Origin of the sequence: Antrihabitans stalagmiti (assembly GCF_016482825.1) — a bacterium.
Taxonomy (GTDB): domain Bacteria; phylum Actinomycetota; class Actinomycetes; order Mycobacteriales; family Mycobacteriaceae; genus Antrihabitans; species Antrihabitans stalagmiti.
This window is the reverse complement of sequence record NZ_JAEMNV010000004.1, coordinates 37220-55774: the sequence shown is the minus strand read 5'-3', so window position 1 is coordinate 55774 and position 18555 is coordinate 37220. Positions and strand designations below refer to the sequence as shown.

Here is an 18555-nt window from a genome sequence, read left to right as displayed (position 1 = left end):
GGACCAGTGCCGGAGCAACCGATCTCGCCTGCAGTCCTCGGCAGCGCCGTGCTCGATCGCGCCCGCGCGTCGTCGCCGATCAAACCGAACGAGACGGTCACGTTGTTCCCCACCTACGCCGCCAGATCGGCCGACAATCGCTGGTGGGAGTTCGAGCTGCGCGGCTGCATCTTCGAAGCCGAAGAGGACAGCAGGCTCCGACGCCTCAGCATCGACGCGCTGTTCCGACGATTGAAACTGCAGGATCCGGTCGCTGCGGCAATCGCCCGGACCCGCATCATGGCGTTCCTCGTCGACAACGAGGGCGGCAAAGCCGTGACGGTTATGGTCGCCGGACACGTCTGCACATTGGGCAGGTCTACCGAGGACGGCCATTTCGGCGGACGTTTTCGCCTCACTACGGCGACCGCCGAAGCGCACGCGAAAGACGGGGTGCTCGACGTCGTTGCGATTCTGCCGCCCGGTGACCGCAGGATGTTCCAGACCCGCTTGTTCCTGGTCGAACCCGAAGGTCTGACGATCGTCAGCGACATCGACGACACCATCAAGATCACCGAAGTACACAACCGAAAATTGATGCTGCGCCGCACTTTCGCCATGCAGTTCGAAGGTGTGCCCGGCATGGCCGAGCGCTACAGCTCGTGGCTCGCGAAGACGGGCGGTCACCTGCATTTCGTGTCGAGTTCGCCGTGGCAACTGTCGGCACCGCTTGTCGAATTTCTGGACAGCGCCGGATTTCCGATCGGAACCTACGACCTCAAACGCGTACGCCCCAAGCGTGTCCGCAAGACCCTCGCGTCGCTGAAGGCCGACCCGATGGCGACCAAACCGCCGTTCATCCGCGCTCTGATGGCCGTCTACCCGCGTCGGCGTCTCGTGCTGGTCGGTGATTCCGGCGAGAAGGATCCGGAGGTGTACGGCTCGATAGCGCGGGAAGCACCCGGGCGGATCGCACGCATCTACATCCGCAACGTGACGAACGAACCGCAGACAGCGCCGCGCTATCGCTACGCATTCAAAGGTGTGCCCGACGACCTGTGGGTGGTGTTCACCGACGTGTCGGAGTTGCCCGAGACGCCGTGAGCAACTCGGCTACACGCGAGCGAAACTGTAGTCGTCGAGATCGAAATGAGCACTGCGCCATGCCACTTCGAGGGTCGGCGACGGTCGTAGCGGAACGTCACCGTGCGCGTCGAAGTAGTAGCTGTTCGAACCGTCGCACGTGCCCTGGAAGAAGATCTGTCGCGGACGGCGGCCCAGCATCTCCGCGAAGTACTTGTCGTGAGCTGCCGGGGTGACCTCGACACGGGTCGCCTGCTCCTTGCGGGCCCGGGTCAGGCACCGCACGATGTGCCGGGCCTGGTTCTCGATCAGCGTGAAGTACGACGAACCGTTGTAGCCGTAGGGTCCGAGGACCGTGAAGAAGTTCGGGAAGCCGGGCACGCTCGCACCTTCGTACGCCTGGTAACGGTTCTTCTCCCACCACTCACTGAGGTCGAGGCCGTCGCGGCCACGCACGATGAAGGGCGGCATGTTTCCGCTCTCGAAGACCTTGAAGCCCGTCGCGAGCACGAGAACGTCGATGGGATGCTCGACGCCGTCGGAGGTCGTGATGCCGGTAGGCGTGATCTCGGCGATGGGCGTCGTCTCCAGATAGACGTCCGAGCGGTTGAACGTTGCGAGGTATTCGTTCGAGAAGCTCGGGCGTTTGCAGCCGAGACCGTATTTCGGAGTGAGCTTTTCGCGCACTACCGGATCGTCGACCTGCTGTTTCAGGAACCCACGGGCCAAGCGCGCGCCGACGGCAGCGACTGGAAGCACCGAGGCGAAATGTGCGGCGAGCGGGAAGGTTGCTTCGACGTAGGTCTGACTCAAGGCGCGCAGTCCCGCCTTGGCACCTGGCAGCCAGCGCAGGCCAGCACGCAACGGCGCGATGATCGGCGCATCGAGCTTCGGCATGCACCAGATCGGTGTGCGCTGGAAGACCGTCAGATGTTCGACCTCTTCCGCGATCGACGGGATCAACTGCACGGCCGACGCACCCGTGCCGATCACGGCCACCCGCTTGCCCTTCAGGTCGACGTCGTGATCCCAGCGCGCGGTGTGAACCGTTGTGCCCGCGAAGCTTTCGACGCCCTCGATCTGCGGCGGTTTGGGCTGGGTCAGCACTCCGGTCGCACCGACGATGTGCCGGACGCGAAGCTCGGAACCGTCAGCGAGGACGAGGCGCCAAAAGTTGTTCGTCTCGTCGAAATGCGCCTCGGTCACCCGCGTGTTCAGACGTAGCCGTCCACGTAGATCGAAGTCGTCGACGCATTCCTCCGCGTAGTTCTTCAGCTCCGAGCCAGGCGCGTAGACGCGGGACCAGTCGCTGCGCTGGCGGTAGGAGAACTGGTAGCTGAACGACGGAATGTCCACGGCGACACCCGGGTAGGTGTTCCAGTGCCAAGCCCCGCCGACGCCGTCGCCGTCTTCGATGATCAGGAAGTCGTCGATCCCGGCGCGATCCAATGCAATCGCCACACCGATTCCGGAGAACCCGCCTCCGACGATCGCTACTTCGTGGTCGAGCACGGGCGCTTGCGAACTGTTCCGCGGCATTGCGGGCCTTTCGTCGGTGAATCGGAGTTACAGCTATCCGACACGATATACAGATTTGATACTTCTGTATATGCGGGCCGGCGATCCGACTACGCTGCAGGACGTGACGATTGCCGACGAGACGCACGAAAGCACTGCTTCGCGCATCCTCGACGGTGCTCTCCGGGCGGCGGAAAATCACGGCGTCCGGAAGTTGACGATGGACGACATCGCCGGTGCTGCCGGTCTCGCCCGAATCACCTTGTATTCGCACTACCGCAGCAAGGACGCGCTGGTCGCCGCCGTGGTGAGTCGGGAGCAGCAACGATTTCTCGCGCATCTCGAAGCGGTCGGCAGCCAATACGCCGACCTCGACGACCGCCTGGTCGAGACGTTCGCAGTCGGTGTTCGTGCCATGCGGCAGCACGGTCTATTGCAGCGAATGTTGCGGACCGAACCCGCCGCAATTTTGCCGCACATGATGTTCGGCAGCCCGCTGCTCGACATCGCTCGGCAGTGGATCGCTCGACAGTTGGCCGATCCCGCAAGCGAGCCCGGCTTGGCGCTCCAATCGGTCGCCGAGTTGAGCGTTCGCCTGGCGCAGTCGTTGATCCTGAGCGAGCCGTCGGTCCACAACCTCGACGACGCCGACGAGATTCGCGATATCGCGCGGCGCTGGATCCTGCCAGCGCTGCACGCCGCAACCGGCGCGCGGTAGCGATGGGCCTGAGCACCCAAGATTCGTCCAAATCGGCGGGATCCCGCGTTTTGGGCCGAATAATGTGGGCGTAGGCCCATTGCTCAGGCGCGCACGACTCCAACGACCGGCGCGTAGTCACACGGCGGCAGACCGTTGCTGGTGCTGTCCAGCACGCTGCCGAATACCGCGAAAACGACTGTGCCCCTTCCGGTTGCGATGGTGTTCGACAGGGTGACCACGTAGTCGTTCGGGCGTTCCTGGAACATCGGAGCCCGACCCGATGCGCCGGTCGACAGATTGAGCCACGCGACTTCGAGGTTGTCGCCCTGCAACGGTGACGACATCGCCGTGTTCATCGCGTTGAAGAACACGTTGACCGTGCCTGCCGGAATCACCGGGACCGGGAGGTTGTCGTCGACCGCGGGTCCGGCGATGGCTTGGGCGATCCCGACCGAGTCGTTCTGGTCGCCGAATCCGCTCGGCAGGCAATCTGCGGCGACCGTGTCATACAAAAACGGCTGCGCGACACCCTCGACGAGGTGGACCGACCGCGGGAAATAGTTGTAACGCGGTGTGCCGCTGGTCGTCCGCGCGAGCGCGAGCACGATCGACTGCGCGGTCTTGGTACTGATCGGCATCGCTGCCGAGTTGAGCGCGGCGTGTACCGCACTAACGTCGGGCGAAACCGGTTCCGCGTGCGCGGTTCCGACCGATCCTGCAATTGCCGCAGCACATGCCGCGACGGCGACGATTCGTGAACGCATGACAACCCTCCCCTAGGTGCACACGTGAGCGCGACCGCCCGTGCACTGACACCTACGTCGACTCGATGCCACCCGCTGTTACATGCGACAGGAGGTCACGGCGCACGCAGACCACGAACATCGAAGTACGCCAACGCCTCTCGAATGTCGTCGACTTCGATGCCGAGCAAGATGTCGCGGACCGCTGCTGCGGCGTCGGGATGCAGGGCGAGCAATCCGTCGACGTTCGGCTCAGCCAGCGCCGACCGCACGTCCGCGCCACTCAACGCGGCAACCGTTGCGGCGAGGATCGACAGTGCATCGCGACCTCCTGCGGCGCGCACGAAGAACCCCACATCGGCGTGAGCAACGACGGCGAGGAAGTCGGCGATTCGGTCGGGCGCGGCAGCCAGATCGATGCCGGCGCTGTGCCCGGCGGCGACTATCTCGCGAACGATCTCGGCGGTGACGTCCTCGACGAACACGACGATCCGAGTCGGTAGGCGCACCTGCAACGCATCCGCCACCTGTTCCGCGCGGCAGTCGACCTCAACGTGGGTGACGCCTGGGAAATCGTGCGCGAACGTATTCGGATCGGGCGCGGGGCGCTCCGGGTCGAGAATCACCGCAACACCGTCGACGTCGGACCGCACCACGTCGTACACGGCTGCGGTCAGAACGGGGAGTCCGACGAGCCCACCGACCACCCGGTCACGAAACACGTCGGCGTCGTCGCAGCGCTGCTGCAACAGTCCCGCGGTGAGCGCGCGGTTGTCGCGCGGCTTCGGAATTCCCAAGGTCAGCGGTACCGGCACCCGTCCACCGTATTCGAGCGTTCCACTTGCGAATCCTGCCGCCGTCACTTAGCTTAGGTTTACCTGACTTAGCCAAACCTTACTTGGTAGACAAAAGGTCGACACACGACGCGGAGAGGCGATCCATGACGCGAGCGACAACCCAGCAGGGACCCACGACCGCGGAGCGCATCCGCAGCGCCGTTGCCCGCTCGCAGGATTCGATGCTTGCGATCCCTGCCAGCGATCCGATCCCGACGACGTTGCACCATCTGCGCTCGTGCGGCGATGTGATCGTCGCCATCGCGACCGACTCCCGAACGACCGCCCTCGCCTGGCAGGCCGGACAGGGTGGGCTGCCCGCGGTACTCGAACTCGCAGATCACGCGCCGCTTCCGTTGCGTGAGCCGGTCCGGTCCTTGGTCTGGCTGCGCGGCACAGTGCGCCCGGTGCCCCCGCACGTGGAGCGTGTTCTCGCTGCCGAGGTCGCCGCTGAGCATCCACACGAAGCCCTGCTCGATGTCGGTCACGGCACGTCGCTGCTCTGGCTGCGCCTCGATTCCGCCGTTGTCGCCGATGCAACGGGGGCCGAACCGGTCGACGTAGACGAACTGCGTCTCGCCGAGCCAGACCCCTTCTGGGAACTGGAGACCGCATGGCTTCAGCATCTAGACGAAGACCACGCCGACCTGATCTCCCAGCTCGCTCGCCGGCTGCCGCCTTCGCTGCGGCGAGGCAGAGTGCGCCCGCTCGCCATCGATCGCTACGGCATCAGCCTTCGCGTCGAAGCTTTCGACGGCGATCGCGACGTGCGACTGCCCTTCGCCGAGCCGGTCGAGGACATGGCCGGACTGAGCAAAGCGGTCCGGGTCCTCGTCGGCTGCCCCTTTCTGAACGGTCTGCGAACCCGGTAGGCGGCTACGCCGCTCGTGAGTCTTTTCGGAGGGCGGGCGCGCCGAAAAGACGCACGAGGCGCGGAGCGCCCTGAGGCACAATCGCGGAGTGCCGATCACCGACTGGCTGCGCTCGCAGCCACCCGAATCCGACCGACCCGGGCCCGATTCGCACGAACGCATCGGCATCCGCATCGAGATCGTGGTCGTTCTGGTCGTCACGTTCGGTCTCAGCGGGCTCAGCGCGGCGATCTCGCTGCTCGAATCCGCACTCGCGGCGGGCGGTATCGGGGACCAATCCGTCGCTCTCAACCAGACGGCGTCGTCGATCTCGTTCATCGACCTGCTCTACCAACTGCTGCGGGTGCTCCGGCTGTGTGGTTGGGCGGCGCTCGGGTTGTATCTGCTGTGGCGGAGCGGCGTAGGTCCTCGGCTGGTCGGGTTGGCCAAACCCGTATTGCGCGGCGACGTCGTCCCAGGTCTTGGACTCGCAGCGCTGATCGGCCTGCCCGGCCTCGCGCTGTATCTCGTCGCGCACGCGCTCGGCCTGAACGTCGCCATCGTTGCGAGCGGACTGCAGGACCATTGGTGGCGGCTACCTGTGCTCGTCCTCGCGGCCATCGCCAACGCTGTCGCCGAGGAAGTGCTCGTGGTCGGCTATCTGATCACCCGCCTCCGACGCCTCGGCTGGTCGGAGAATGCGAGTCTGGCCGCATCGTCGTTGTTGCGCGGGAGCTATCACCTGTATCAAGGCCTCGGCGGCGGCATCGGAAACGTCGTGATGGGCCTGGTCTTCGGCCGCTTCTGGCAAAGGACGAATCGGCTGTGGCCACTGCTGATAGCGCACGCAACCATCGACGTCGTGGCCTACATCGGCTACACGCTGCTGCACGGACATCTCTCTTGGCTTCCTTGATGCGTAAAGTCGTCCCTCGTGAACGGCGATTTCTTCTCCGACGAACCCGGCAGGCAACCGCCGCCGCGTAGATCGCCGCCCCCACGGCAGGGTCCGCCGCCACGGCAGCCACCACCACCCCGACGCCCGGAACCCGAGGAGACGGAGTTCGTGCGCCGCCCGAGTGTGCGTCCACCGACGCCACAGGCTTGGTCGCAAGCGCCGCAGCAGCCGAACTACCGGCCTCCGCAGCAGCCGCCGCCACGCCAGGCCCAGCCCCCGCGCCCCCCGGCCGGTCCACCACCCGGCTACCGACCGCCCGAACGCAACGACGGCGTCCGCTACGCCCCGACGCAGCAGCCCGAGCGCTTCACCGAACGCCCACCCCGCTATGCCGCGTCGCCGCCACCCCCACCGCCATCTCGACGCAGTACCGGCCCGACCGGTCCACCGCCGCGCCCGCCGAGGGCTCGCACACGACGCAGTCCATGGCGTTGGGTCCGACGGATCCTGCTGCTGCCGTTGATTCTGTTGCTGGTTCTGATCGGCATCGCGGTCTACATCGTCACGCTGCCGCTGGAGAAGGTCGACGCGCTCGTCGACTATCCGGGCCGCGTCGCCGACACACCCGGCACCAACTGGTTGCTCGTCGGCTCCGACAGCCGAACCGGACTGACGCCCGAGGAGGAGCAAGCGCTCGCAACCGGCGGTGACACCGGGCCCGAGCGGACCGACACGATCATCCTGATCCACCTGCCCAAGTCGGGTCCGGCGGTCATGGTGAGCATCCCCCGCGACTCCTATCTCGCGATCCCCGACAACGGGACCGACAAGGTCAACGCATCCTTCGCGATCGGCGGACCCGCTCTGCTTGTGCAAACCATCGAAGGTGCGACGGGCGTACACATCGACCACTACGCGCAGATCGGCTTCGACGGTTTCGCCGGCTTGGTCGACTCGCTCGGCGGCGTCGATATGTGTCTCGACCAGCCGATCGACGATCCCTTGGCAGGCATCAACCTGCCCGGTGGGTGCCAGAAATTGAACGGCGCCGAGGCGCTGGGGGTTGTTCGCAGTCGCGCGACCCCACTCGCCGACCTCGACCGGATCAATCGGCAGCGCCAATTTATGTCAGCACTGTTGAAGAAGTCGACGAGCCCGACCACCGTGCTCAACCCGTTCAAGCTGCTGCCGTTCGCCAAGGGCGCCGTCGAATCGCTGAAGGTCGACCGCGGCGACGGCATGACCGACCTCGCGCGGCTCGGCTGGGCGCTGCGCGGGGAAATGATCACGACAACAGTGCCGATCTCAGGCTTCGAAGACGTCGACGGGTCCGGCAACGTGCTGCTCTGGGACGATGCCCGCGCGGCTCAGTTCTTCGGCGCGCTTGCCAACGACGAGCCGATTCCGCCCGAGCTGATCACGACGGGACCGTAGCGTCCCAATCCAGCTCTGCGGCCTTGTAACCTCAATGCCTATGTCGAATTCGAATGTCAACAGCGACAGCGCTTTCCACGAACTCCTCCGCGAGCAGATCCGGCACGAGTTCACCGCGTCGCAGCAATACATCGTCATTGCCGTGTATTTCGACTCGAACAAGCTTCCGCAGCTGGCTCGCCGGTTCTACGCGCAGGCCGCCGAAGAGCGCTCGCACGCGCTGATGATGGTGCAGTACCTGCTCGACCGCGATGTTCCGGTTCGCGTCGGCGGACTCGACCCGATCACCTCCACGGTCACCTCGGTCCGCGGCGCCGTCGAGTTCGCGCTGAATCAGGAACGGGACGTGACGACGAAGATCACCCAGCTCGCGCAGACAGCTCGCTCGTCCGGTGACTATCTCGGCGAACAATTCATTCAGTGGTTTCTCAAAGAACAGGTCGAGGAAGTCGCGAGTATGACGACTCTCCTTGCGGTAGTCGACCGCGCCGATGGCAATTTGTTCGACGTCGAAGACTTCGTTGCTCGCGATTTCGGGGGTGCTGCGGGGCGGGATCCGAGCGCTCCTCGCGTTGCCGGAGGCGGCGTATAACGCCTACGTAATAGGCGCGCCTTAATTAGGGAACACTGCCCTAAATAAGGATGGACTTGCATGACAGGTGCCCTGACCAGCGGATATGTTGGTTGTCATGACTTCGTTGCAGACTCAGAGAAGCAAGTTCCATTCCCTACTCCACGACCAGATTCGACACGAATACAACGCCGAACATCAGTACATCGCAACGGCTGTCTGGTTCGACAATGCGGATCTGCCGCAGTTGGCCAAACACTTCTACGCCCAGGCCGTCGAAGAGCGTAACCACGCGATGATGATCATTCAGTATTTCCTCGACCGCGATATGAGTGTCGAGCTCAGCGGTGTCGATGCCGCCAAGTCGGAATTCGCCGACGCGCGCGAGCCGATTGCACTGGCCCTCGCGCAGGAAAAGACGGTCACCGAACAGATCATCCAGCTGGCGAGCACCGCCCGCGACGAGGGCGAGTACCTCGGCGAGCAGTTCATGCAGTGGTTCCTGAAGGAGCAGATCGAAGAGGTTGCCACCGTGACGACGCTGCTCACGATCGCCGACCGAGCAGGAGCGAACCTGTTCGATCTCGAGGAGTTCGTCGCCCGCGAGATGGGCGCACCCGCCGAAACCTCCGGTGCACCCACCGCTGCGGGCGGCGCGATCTAACTGGTGTAACTCACCGCAGCGTGACCTGACGGCCACGCAGACCGTCGCGCGCCCGTCGCTCGTCGGAGGTCAGCGGACCTTCGACGGCGAGGGCGTCGGCGAGGCGTTCACCCAGTTGCGCGGTGGCGCTGTTCCATTCACTCGGATGACGTTCGGGGTCGAGATCGAAGACCGGAACGAGCAGGCCGTGGGTGCGGAACGATCCGGCGAATCGTGAGCCTTCGCCGAGATTGAGATTGCCCGCGGCGTGAACGCGTGCGAGCGCGAGCATCAACTCGTCCTCGTCTTCGGGCCGAACCCACCGCAGATGCGCTTTGTCTCCGGCGTCGACCCACCACGCGGCAGAAACTCCATCGAGCCGTGCCGACGGCATGATCGCGGCATTGGCCTGGGTGACCGTTGCAGCGACGTCGGCTGCCGGTTCGACACCTTCCGGGATCCACCAGTTGAAATCGCTGTGGACCGTAATGTCCAGTGCCGCAGTCGCATCGATGACGTCTGCGAGTCGAGGTGACGTCTCGTCGGGTCCGGCAGCAGCGAGCGATTCGCCCGCATTGGCCGCCGATGCCCATGCGATCGCAGCGCCGAGGTCGGCGGCTGGGTCGCCGGACTGCACCTGAACCTGTACGCCGACGTACCCGATTCGCGCACCGTTCTCCTCGCGGGTAAGGGCAGCTACCGCACCCGGCAGAACCGTCGCAACAACGATGGACTCACCGCTGGTCACCGGTAGCGGCGCCGTCGCCGACGGCACGAACTCGCGAAGGGCAACGAGGTCGCATTCGGCCTCCAGACCTTCGAACGGTCTCGTGATCGCGGTCGACGCCTGCTCGAGCGCGGCCTTGCGCTCGGCGATCTTCTCCGCGCGATTGCTACCCGGCTTCGGACTGTTCCTCTTGCTCTTCTTTGCCACGACGCCAAAACCTACACCGCTCACCCGGCACGCGGACCGAGTGTGCGCGTACAGACAGCAGAATTGCATGCCGTCTGCTAAGTAGTGAGCACCTGTTTCTTCAGCGCAAAGGGTGGAAGAATGTTCGGGATTGTGCGGCCGTGTCGACACCGGCTCAGCGAGGACATGCAAACCCAATGGCTGGCCCACCTCTGCGGCCTCTGCCTCGCCCTCCGCAAAGACCACGGCCAATTCGCCCGCATCGCCACCAACTACGACGGACTCGTCATCTCCGTCCTCACCGAAGCCCAAACCGACCACCCCACACCCGACCGCCGCACCGCCGGACCCTGCCCACTCCGCGGCATGCGCACCGCCACCGTCGCCACCGGCGAAGGAGCCCACCTCGCCGCCGGCGTCTCCCTCATCCTCGCCTCCGCCAAAGTCCGCGACCACATCGCCGACAAAGACGGCGTCATGGCCCGAAAACCGATCGCCGCAGCCGCCAAACGCATCGCCACCACCTGGGACCGCGCCGGCACCGGAACCACCACCACCCTCGGCTTCGACCCCACCATCCTCCTCGACGCCGTCGACCGCCAAACCACCCTCGAACACACCGCCGGACCCACCACCGCACTGCTCACCCTCACCGAACCCACCGAAACAGCCACCGCCGCCGCCTTCGCCCACACCGCACACCTCGCCGACAAACCCCACAACGCCACACCACTCGCCGAAGCAGGCAAACTCTTCGGCCGCCTCGCCCACCTCCTCGACGCCGTCGAAGACCAGCAATCGGACGCAGCGGCCAACGCCTTCAACCCGTTGACCGTCACCGGCACCACACGCCACGAGGCCCGGCGACTCTGCAACGACGCGGTCCGCGGAATTCGCCTGGCGCTGAAGGACGTGGACCTCCAGGATTCACAGCTTGCCCACCAACTCCTCGCCCACGAAGTCCGCGAATCGGTCCACCGCGTCTTCGGCGACAGCCACAACCACAACTCCGACCTGCAGTTCAACCCCCAGGTGCCGAACCTGCCGTGGGACCAACCGCCACCGCCGCAGCGTCCGAGGCGTGGGCTGATCCAGGGTTGCGCGGTGTGGAGCGGACTGTTCTGCACGTGCCAGATCTGTTGTGCCGATCCGTATCACAGCCCATGGACGGGCGAACCGAAACAGGGTTGGTGCGTCGGCTGTGACTGCTGCTCCGGGTGCGCCGATTGCTGCGATTGCGACGGTTGCTGCTGCGACTGTGGCGATTGTTGCAGCTGCGACTGCTGACTTCTATTCTGCCGCAACGGCTTCGATGATGTTCAACCGTCCGGCGTGCAGTGCGGGTGGGATCGATCCGAGCATGCTCACGGCTAGCGCGGCGAGTGCGAACACCACTTGCGCAGGGCTGAAACGGTATTCGACGTCGATCGTCGCGATCGCCGTGAACGCCGTCGACGCAACGAAGTGGGTGACCGAGCCGAGCAACAACCCGAGCAACCCACCGACGATGCCGATCGCGCCCGCCTCGGCAAGGATCGTCAGCGACGTGAACCGCCGACTCGACCCCATCGCTCGCAACACACCGAGCTCACGACGCCGCTCGAGCACCGAGAGCATCAGTGTGTTCAACAGAGCGATCGCTCCGACGAGGGCGATGATCCAGGTCAGCGCCTGACTCAAAGCTGCTCCCTGGGTGAGGGATTGCGTTCCCGCGTCGAGAAACTCGGTGCCGCTGTAGGCGTATACGTCGTCGGGAATCGCTGCTCGTACCGCGGCACGCACTGCTGCCGCATCGGAGCCCGGCAGGAAGTCCACTTCGAGCCACGTCGACCCCGGGCGATCGAACCACTCACGCAACAGCGGCAGACCGATGCCGATCGCGCCGCCGAGCAGGGACAGGTAGTCGACGAGTTCGAGCACTTCGATCTGCTTCACGCCCGCAGACGTCTGTAGTTCGAGCATGTCGCCGACGTGGAGATTCATCGACCGCCCGATATCGCGCGAGACAACGACACCCTTGCCTGCAACGACCGCCTCTTTTGTCGCCTGTGACGCCGACTGGTCGAGCAGGTCGTTCGCACCGGGAGCGAGGCCTTGCACGATAATCCGATCGTCACCGACCGCAGCGTAAGTCGCTTGTGCAGGAACAACTCTCGCTACGCCCGGCACAGCGGCAACCGTGGCTTCGAGGTCCATCGGCAGGATCACGCCCGTCGGCGTCGATTCCGGTGGTGTGGAACTGACGAACAGATCGGTGTCCGCGACGGTCGCGAACCACTGTGTGCCGGACTCGATCAGGTCGTCGTTCGATCCTGTCACCGAGACAACCATCGCGACGACGGTCGCGCCCGTCATCACCGTCGCCCACACCCGCCGTGGTGCCCGCTCGATCGATTCCGCGCTGAGCCGTCCGGGCGCACCGAAGAGAGCTGCCGCCTTCGACGTCGCAGCGACGATGGGACGGGTTGCGACGAAACAGAATCCGAACGTGCCGAGGAAGAACAGCACAACTGCTGCCAACGCGATTCGGCTGTCGACACGCAGCGCAACGACAAGTGCGACGCCGACCAGCACAGCCGAGATCGCTGCGACCACAACCTGAACGGACATTCGCGTTCGTTCCATGGTCGATGCTGGAACCGGGGCGAGCGCCTCGATCGGCTCGACCCGATAGACCTGCCGCGCCGCTGCAATCGACGCGACGACACTGGCCAGGACACACGCCCCGACAGCGACGCCGATCCCGTAGGTCGGCGGTATGTAGTCGACCCGAGCATCGAAGGACTGCAACACAACCGGCGGCAGCGAACCGATCGCCAACTTGCCCATCAGCAACCCGAGCGGGACCCCGATCAGCGCGCCGAGCAGCCCGACCAACGTCGCCTCGACGAGCAGGTCGGCGACGATGCCGGACCGCTTACCGCCGAGCGCGCGCTGTGTCGAGATGATCGGGCGGCGGCGAACCACCGTCATGTTCATGGCGTTGAAGACAAGGAACGCGGCGACGATGAGCGCGATCGACGCCGTCAGGATCAGCGAGTACTTCATCAGCACAATCGAGTTCGCGGCCTGGACCGAGCGGAAGTCCGGGTCGGCGACGAGGGCGCGGCCGGCAACCGCGCTGGTGACGGCGTCGCGGACCGCATCCAGATCGGCGCCGGGCGCTGCGATCACGACGATCGAGTCGAGTTTCTGTGGGCGGTCCGCGATACGTTGGGCGAGCCCCAGCGGCGCGACGACGAAGTGGCCACCGTTGATGCGGTCGGCGGCGGCACCGGACGCGACCCCCGATACCCGGACATCCTGAGAGCCGAGGGTCACCGTTGCGCCGCGCTCGGCACCGAAAGCCGGACCGACGACGACGCCGGTCGGATCGAAACCGACGTTCCCCGTGACTGCCGACCGTAGGTCGCTGTCCAACTTCGTCGCGGACACATCGGCGCCGATCAGAGTGAACCGATCATCGCCTCTGCCGAACTGCATGCGCAGCAACGGAACAGCCGCTTCGACGCCGGGAGCCGCAGCGACCTGCTCGAGCACACTCTGATCGAAGCCACCCTCGGTCACGCCGGCGACCTCGAGGTCCGCGTTGCCTGCGACAGCGGTGCTCAGCCGTTCGACCGACCCGACGATCGAACCGCTCACACCGAGAACACCGACGAGCAATGCCGACGACACCGCAATGACCGCGATGGACGCTATCGACCGACCCCAGTGCACGGCGAATTCACGAAAGTTGAACAGACGTAGCCGATCCAGTGCAGCTAGCACAGGCAGATCGTCTCGTCGGCCGTGATCGGCAGCGGTGGCATGGACGGTACGGGTGGCATGTACGAACCCCAGTCAGTAGTAACTCTCGCAACGTAGCCGAATTCGCGAGTGGGGCGGTGTTATTCTCGCGCGGTGACGCTGGCGCCGGGATCGATTTTTGCCGGATACCGGATCATCCGGCTGCTAGGTGTGGGCGGAATGGGTTCGGTGTACCTGGCCGCGCACCCTCGCCTGCCCCGAAACGACGCCGTCAAACTGCTCAGCGGCGGCAATGCTCGCAACCCCGAATTTCGCGCGAGGTTCGAACGTGAAGCGGATATCGCTGCCGCCATGCGGCATCCGAACATCGTCTCGGTGTACGACCGTGGCGCCGAAGGCGATCAGCTGTGGATCTCGATGCAATACATCGAAGGTCGCGACGCCGCGGAACTGATCGAGGCCGGACCCAACGTACTTACCGTTCAGCGCACGGTCGACATCATCAGCGACGCCGCGAAAGCGCTCGACTACGCGCACAGCCACGGACTGCTGCACCGTGACGTGAAGCCAGCCAACATCCTCGTCACACCACCGATCGATCGGTACAGCCGAGAGTCCGCGCTGCTCACCGACTTCGGGATCGCGCGAGCCATCGCGTCCGCGAACGAAGGTCTGACCATGCCGGGGGACGTCCTCGCGACGATCGCCTATGCCGCGCCCGAGCAACTCGAAGGCAGCCACGTCGATCATCGGGTCGACATCTATGCGCTCGGCTGCACGCTGTATCAAATGCTGACGGGAAGCTATCCGTACCCGCGCAATTCGATGGCGGCGACAATGCACGCCCACCTCACCGCCCCGCCACCGCAACCGTCGCAGGTCCGTCCCGGGTTGCCACCGGCCATCGACCGGGTGATTGCACGTGCGCTTGCGAAGGCACCTGAGCATCGCTACAACAGCTGTCACGAACTTGCCGAAGACGCAGCACGCGCGCTGGCGATCAACACCGCACCCGCCCAGAAGTCCGGAAGCAATCGGGGTCTGTTGATCGGCGTCGGAGCTGCGGTCGCTGCTGCGGTCGTCGCGATCGGCGTTGTCGTCGCAGTGCAGGTCGGGTCTGGCGACAGCGGATCCGGGGGCTCGACCACAACCAGCCAAGCCGCCGCCGGACCGACTGCCGAAGCCTCGGACGGCAGTTTCGTCGTGAGCCTGCCCGACGGCTGGAGTGCCGAGGATCCCGAGGATTTGCTCAAACTTCTCACCTCCGACGGGCAGGCGAACATCCTCGTCAGCAAGAATCCGTCGTCGAGTCGTGGCAAAACTGTCGACGAGTCCGCAGAAATCAATGCCAAAGGAATCGAGGACGACGTCAAGGGCGTCATCGATTCCGGTGGCGTCGAGGCAACGACGGTCGGTGGGGAACCCGCACGGCGCTTCACCTACAGCCTCTACGCGAAAGACGGGCAAGTCCCGAAAGACGTTCGGGGACGCCAACTTTACGTGCGGCACAAGAGCACCGAGTACATCGTCACCTACACCGGACTCCCCGAGGCGTTCAATCTCGGCGTCGCCGAATACGAAGCGATCATGGATTCCTGGGAGTGGTCGGACTGACGTCTCCGGTGAGCTTGCGTCGGCACCGGTCGTTTGCAGCGCCGAATCACGTCGGTTGAATTATTCTCCTAGCCAGCCCATCAGGTCGGCGCCTACTCGTTAGGGGAAGCAATGTTCGGGATTGTGCGGCCGTGTCGACACCGGCTCAGCGAGGACATGCAAACCCAATGGCTGGCCCACCTCTGCGGCCTCTGCCTCGCCCTCCGCAAAGACCACGGCCAATTCGCCCGCATCGCAACCAACTACGACGGACTCGTCATCTCCGTCCTCACCGAAGCCCAAACCGACCACCCCACACCCGACCGCCGCACCGCCGGACCCTGCCCACTCCGCGGCATGCGCACCGCCACCGTCGCCACCGGCGAAGGAGCCCACCTCGCCGCCGGCGTCTCCCTCATCCTCGCCTCCGCCAAAGTCCGCGACCACATCGCCGACAAAGACGGCGTCATGGCCCGAAAACCGATCGCCGCAGCCGCCAAACGCATCGCCACCACCTGGGACCGCGCCGGCACCGGAACCACCACCACCCTCGGCTTCGACCCCACCATCCTCCTCGACGCCGTCGACCGCCAAACCACCCTCGAACACACCGCCGGACCCACCACCGCACTGCTCACCCTCACCGAACCCACCGAAACAGCCACCGCCGCCGCCTTCGCCCACACCGCACACCTCGCCGACAAACCCCACAACGCCACACCACTCGCCGAAGCAGGCAAACTCTTCGGCCGCCTCGCCCACCTCCTCGACGCCGTCGAAGACCACCAGACAGACACGGCTACCGGCGCCTTCAATCCTCTGGCCGTCACCGATACCGACCGCACACAAGCACGGAACCTCTGCGACGACGCCGTCATCGGCATCCGACTTGCCTTGAAAGACGTTGATTACAGCCATGATTCGAGGTTGGCGCACCAACTTCTCGCCCACGAACTAGCCGAGTCGGTCAATCGCGTCTTCGGCAGCTACGACCCGTACGGCCCGTCCTACCAACCGCCCTATCAGCCGCCGCCACCGCCGCGACGTGGCGCATTCTCGGGCTGCGCCGTGTGGACAGGGTTGTGCTGCACGGGCCAACTCTGCTGCAAGGACCCCTACGAAGATCCATGGGACCGCCGCCCCAAACGCGGCTGGTGCCGGGGAAACAACAACAACAAGCGATCCGACTGCAGCGACTGCTGCGATTGTTGCGACTGCTGCTGAGTCGAGGGCGGGTCAGGCTAGTTCGGCGAGCATCGCCTTGGTGCGTCCTGGATGGTTTGTCGCTATCCAGCTGACGCCGAGTTCGCGGCACAGTTTCACGTCGTCGGCGTCGTCGACGGTCCAGCAGTAGGTCGCGCGGCCGGCTGCTGCGGCGCGATCGACGAGGTCGGGGTGGTCACGCAACGTCTTCACCGACGGACCGACCGCGGTGGCCCCGACTGTTGTCGCTGCGCCACCACCGAGGTAGACCGACGAATCGCCGAGCAGGACGGTCGGCAACAGCGGCGCTGATCGCCGAATCCGCCATACCGCTGTGGCGGCGAAAGACATGACAACCGCTCGAGAATGGGCAGCCGACGGCGGCGACGCGATACCGAACCTCTGCAGCTCGGCGAGCAACTTGTTCTCGACGAGGCCGCCGTAGCGCACGGGGTGTTTGGTCTCGACGAAAAGCTTGATCGGTCTGCTGCGCCAATCCAGCACCAGGGTGATCAATTCGGAGAGCGTCAGCACCGCTGCTGCGTCGTCGTCACCACCGAAATCCAGTTGCTGCAGTTCCTCCAGCGTCATCTCACTGACCAGGCCGGTGCCGGACGACGTCCTGTCGACCGTGCGGTCGTGCACACACACGAGATGACCGTCCCGAGTCAGCCGAACGTCGCACTCGAGCCCGTCAGCGCCTTCCTGCAGGGCAAGTTCGTACGCGGCGAGTGTGTGCTCCTGCTTGGCGGCCGACGCTCCGCGGTGTGCGACGACGAACGGCGCACGATTGTCCGGGCTCATTTCGCCATGACCTCCTGCTGCGCATCGTCTGACCCCGCACCGCCAATTGGTTCGGGGCGTACCGCTGGACGAACGGGGGCGATCACGTGTGTGGCAGGCCCGGTTGCAACGAGCCAGCGTTTGACTGCGCGACGCCGTCCGAGGACATCCTGACCGTCCAACTCGCGGATGACCAGAATCGTCACGATCGCGACGCCGACGGCGACCAGATCGGCGAAAGCGTTGAGCAGCACGCCATCTGCCTCCGCCTGCAGGGACGTGCGGAACCGCCACACGAGCGCAACGAGTGCGACAACCGCGCCGAACGCCCATGCACACCACCAGACGACAACGAGCCGTCGTGTGCGGGGCAGTGCGTCGCGGGTGATTTCGGTGAGGAAGACGCCGGGGAAGATCAGATTCGCGCCAGGGATGATGCAGCCCATCACGATCTGTTCGACGGGCCTTGGATCACGCCGACCGTCGCGCTCGAAGGCCCGCCGTCGGGCGCCGATCAGCCACCCCGCCGCGGCGAACACCGCGAGTGTCGTGACCATCAGCGCGAGGATCGACGTCGCGAGCACAGCCGTGTCGGATGCGGCGAGCAGCAGCGGGTCGATCAGGCGAGTGCGATTGCGCAACAGGATCGCATAGCGTCCGACTTCGGCTACGGCAGCGAGGAAGAACAAGATCGCGGTGAGCGTGAAGATGTTGACCACGTGCCGACCGAGCCCGGCGAGATCGGCGTCGTCCATCTTCGGCGGTGGTGGCGGTGGGTCCACCAGTCCCCACTGCGGGGTCGAGCCGTAGCGACGGTTGCGCGGGATCGTAGTTGCCGCAGGAGCCGACGGGCGACCAGCATCGGGGCGGCGCGCCACCCAGCGATAGGCGCGACGCTGCTGCGCGGGCGCACTGGCCGCAGCCATCGGCGCCGACAGGACACCACGGCACCTCGGACACCACTGCGCAGGCGATTGCTGGACCTGCCACCGCGTACCGCAGCGTGCGCAGACTTGGATGACCTTGCCTGGAATCGGAGCACTCATCGGCGACGGAC

General features: G+C 65.2%; 17 protein-coding genes. 10 read left to right on the top strand and 7 right to left on the bottom strand.

The window, feature by feature from the left end:
- Window positions 1-6 precede the first annotated feature (6 nt).
- A complete protein-coding gene (locus JGU71_RS30400) occupies window positions 7-1083 on the top strand; it encodes a phosphatidate phosphatase App1 family protein (protein ID WP_199704652.1) in 1077 nt (358 codons plus the stop codon).
- Window positions 1084-1092: 9 nt separating this feature from the next.
- Here JGU71_RS30400 and JGU71_RS13305 read toward each other — a convergent pair whose 3' ends face one another.
- Complete coding sequence (locus tag JGU71_RS13305) at window positions 1093-2601, bottom strand: flavin-containing monooxygenase (protein ID WP_199704651.1); 1509 nt, start codon at window positions 2599-2601, stop codon at window positions 1093-1095.
- A 103-nt stretch (window positions 2602-2704) separates the two neighbouring features.
- Between JGU71_RS13305 and JGU71_RS13300 the strand changes: the two genes are divergently transcribed.
- Entirely contained in the window at window positions 2705-3298 is a 594-nt protein-coding gene (locus JGU71_RS13300; RefSeq protein WP_199704650.1) for a TetR/AcrR family transcriptional regulator, read from the top strand.
- Window positions 3299-3381: 83 nt separating this feature from the next.
- Here the strand turns inward: JGU71_RS13300 and JGU71_RS13295 are convergent, their stop codons facing one another.
- Window positions 3382-4044 (bottom strand): Rv1157c family protein, encoded by a 663-nt coding sequence (locus JGU71_RS13295; RefSeq protein WP_199704649.1) that lies wholly within the window; start codon window positions 4042-4044, stop codon window positions 3382-3384.
- 95 nt (window positions 4045-4139) lie between these two features.
- Complete coding sequence (locus tag JGU71_RS13290; protein ID WP_199704648.1) at window positions 4140-4886, bottom strand: hypothetical protein; 747 nt, start codon at window positions 4884-4886, stop codon at window positions 4140-4142.
- 77 nt (window positions 4887-4963) lie between these two features.
- On the opposite strand from JGU71_RS13290, the gene JGU71_RS13285 reads away from it, so the two are divergent.
- The 5 genes from JGU71_RS13285 (at window position 4964) to JGU71_RS13265 (ending at window position 9277) form a co-directional block, all read left to right on the top strand.
- On the top strand, window positions 4964-5731 hold the full coding sequence (locus JGU71_RS13285; protein ID WP_199704647.1) for a DUF2470 domain-containing protein: 768 nt from the start codon (window positions 4964-4966) through the stop codon (window positions 5729-5731).
- Between the two features lie 88 nt (window positions 5732-5819).
- Window positions 5820-6626: a CPBP family intramembrane glutamic endopeptidase gene (locus tag JGU71_RS13280; RefSeq protein ID WP_372433168.1), complete on the top strand. Its 807-nt coding sequence runs from the start codon at window positions 5820-5822 to the stop codon at window positions 6624-6626.
- Between the two features lie 18 nt (window positions 6627-6644).
- The gene (locus JGU71_RS13275) at window positions 6645-8042 is read left to right on the top strand and encodes an LCP family protein (protein WP_199704646.1); all 1398 of its coding nucleotides are present in this window, start codon (window positions 6645-6647) and stop codon (window positions 8040-8042) included.
- A gap of 40 nt (window positions 8043-8082) precedes the next feature.
- Entirely contained in the window at window positions 8083-8634 is a 552-nt protein-coding gene (locus tag JGU71_RS13270; protein ID WP_199704645.1) for a ferritin, read from the top strand.
- A 97-nt stretch (window positions 8635-8731) separates the two neighbouring features.
- Complete coding sequence (locus tag JGU71_RS13265) at window positions 8732-9277, top strand: ferritin (RefSeq protein ID WP_199704644.1); 546 nt, start codon at window positions 8732-8734, stop codon at window positions 9275-9277.
- A 10-nt stretch (window positions 9278-9287) separates the two neighbouring features.
- On the opposite strand, the gene JGU71_RS13260 is transcribed toward JGU71_RS13265, so the two are convergent.
- Window positions 9288-10190, bottom strand: a complete 903-nt coding sequence (locus tag JGU71_RS13260; protein ID WP_199704643.1) for a DUF5926 family protein — start codon at window positions 10188-10190, stop codon at window positions 9288-9290.
- Window positions 10191-10310: 120 nt separating this feature from the next.
- On the opposite strand from JGU71_RS13260, the gene JGU71_RS13255 reads away from it, so the two are divergent.
- Window positions 10311-11456, top strand: a complete 1146-nt coding sequence (locus JGU71_RS13255; RefSeq protein ID WP_199704642.1) for a DUF5685 family protein — start codon at window positions 10311-10313, stop codon at window positions 11454-11456.
- Between the two features lie 3 nt (window positions 11457-11459).
- Here JGU71_RS13255 and JGU71_RS13250 read toward each other — a convergent pair whose 3' ends face one another.
- Window positions 11460-13940 carry an FtsX-like permease family protein gene (locus tag JGU71_RS13250; protein WP_199704641.1) on the bottom strand — a complete coding sequence of 827 codons (2481 nt, stop codon included), beginning with the start codon at window positions 13938-13940 and terminating at the stop codon, window positions 11460-11462.
- 132 nt (window positions 13941-14072) lie between these two features.
- Here JGU71_RS13250 and JGU71_RS13245 point away from each other — a divergent pair, with 132 nt between their 5' ends.
- Together JGU71_RS13245 and JGU71_RS13240 are read left to right on the top strand one after the other, a co-directional pair.
- Window positions 14073-15533, top strand: a complete 1461-nt coding sequence (locus JGU71_RS13245) for a protein kinase domain-containing protein (RefSeq protein WP_307829640.1) — start codon at window positions 14073-14075, stop codon at window positions 15531-15533.
- A gap of 111 nt (window positions 15534-15644) precedes the next feature.
- On the top strand, window positions 15645-16736 hold the full coding sequence (locus JGU71_RS13240) for a DUF5685 family protein (protein WP_267908406.1): 1092 nt from the start codon (window positions 15645-15647) through the stop codon (window positions 16734-16736).
- Window positions 16737-16748: 12 nt separating this feature from the next.
- Here JGU71_RS13240 and JGU71_RS13235 read toward each other — a convergent pair whose 3' ends face one another.
- Both JGU71_RS13235 and JGU71_RS13230 read right to left on the bottom strand, forming a co-directional pair.
- Window positions 16749-17519 carry a glycerophosphodiester phosphodiesterase gene (locus JGU71_RS13235; protein ID WP_199704639.1) on the bottom strand — a complete coding sequence of 257 codons (771 nt, stop codon included), beginning with the start codon at window positions 17517-17519 and terminating at the stop codon, window positions 16749-16751.
- Window positions 17516-18544: a DUF4328 domain-containing protein gene (locus tag JGU71_RS13230; protein WP_199704638.1), complete on the bottom strand. Its 1029-nt coding sequence runs from the start codon at window positions 18542-18544 to the stop codon at window positions 17516-17518. The genes JGU71_RS13235 and JGU71_RS13230 overlap by 4 nt, the downstream gene beginning before the upstream one ends.
- Window positions 18545-18555: the final 11 nt, after the last annotated feature.

What these genes read in the sequence shown, in the direction of transcription:
- JGU71_RS13305 (WP_199704651.1), bottom strand. Translation starts at nt 2,601, where the DNA reads ATGCCGCGGAACAGTTCGCAAGCGCCCGTGCTCGACCACGAAGTAGCG.
- JGU71_RS13295 (WP_199704649.1), bottom strand. Translation starts at nt 4,044, where the DNA reads ATGCGTTCACGAATCGTCGCCGTCGCGGCATGTGCTGCGGCAATTGCA.
- JGU71_RS13285 (WP_199704647.1), top strand. Translation starts at nt 4,964, where the DNA reads ATGACGCGAGCGACAACCCAGCAGGGACCCACGACCGCGGAGCGCATC.
- JGU71_RS13270 (WP_199704645.1), top strand. Translation starts at nt 8,083, where the DNA reads ATGTCGAATTCGAATGTCAACAGCGACAGCGCTTTCCACGAACTCCTC.
- JGU71_RS13265 (WP_199704644.1), top strand. Translation starts at nt 8,732, where the DNA reads ATGACTTCGTTGCAGACTCAGAGAAGCAAGTTCCATTCCCTACTCCAC.
- JGU71_RS13255 (WP_199704642.1), top strand. Translation starts at nt 10,311, where the DNA reads ATGTTCGGGATTGTGCGGCCGTGTCGACACCGGCTCAGCGAGGACATG.
- JGU71_RS13240 (WP_267908406.1), top strand. Translation starts at nt 15,645, where the DNA reads ATGTTCGGGATTGTGCGGCCGTGTCGACACCGGCTCAGCGAGGACATG.
- JGU71_RS13235 (WP_199704639.1), bottom strand. Translation starts at nt 17,519, where the DNA reads ATGAGCCCGGACAATCGTGCGCCGTTCGTCGTCGCACACCGCGGAGCG.
- JGU71_RS13230 (WP_199704638.1), bottom strand. Translation starts at nt 18,544, where the DNA reads ATGAGTGCTCCGATTCCAGGCAAGGTCATCCAAGTCTGCGCACGCTGC.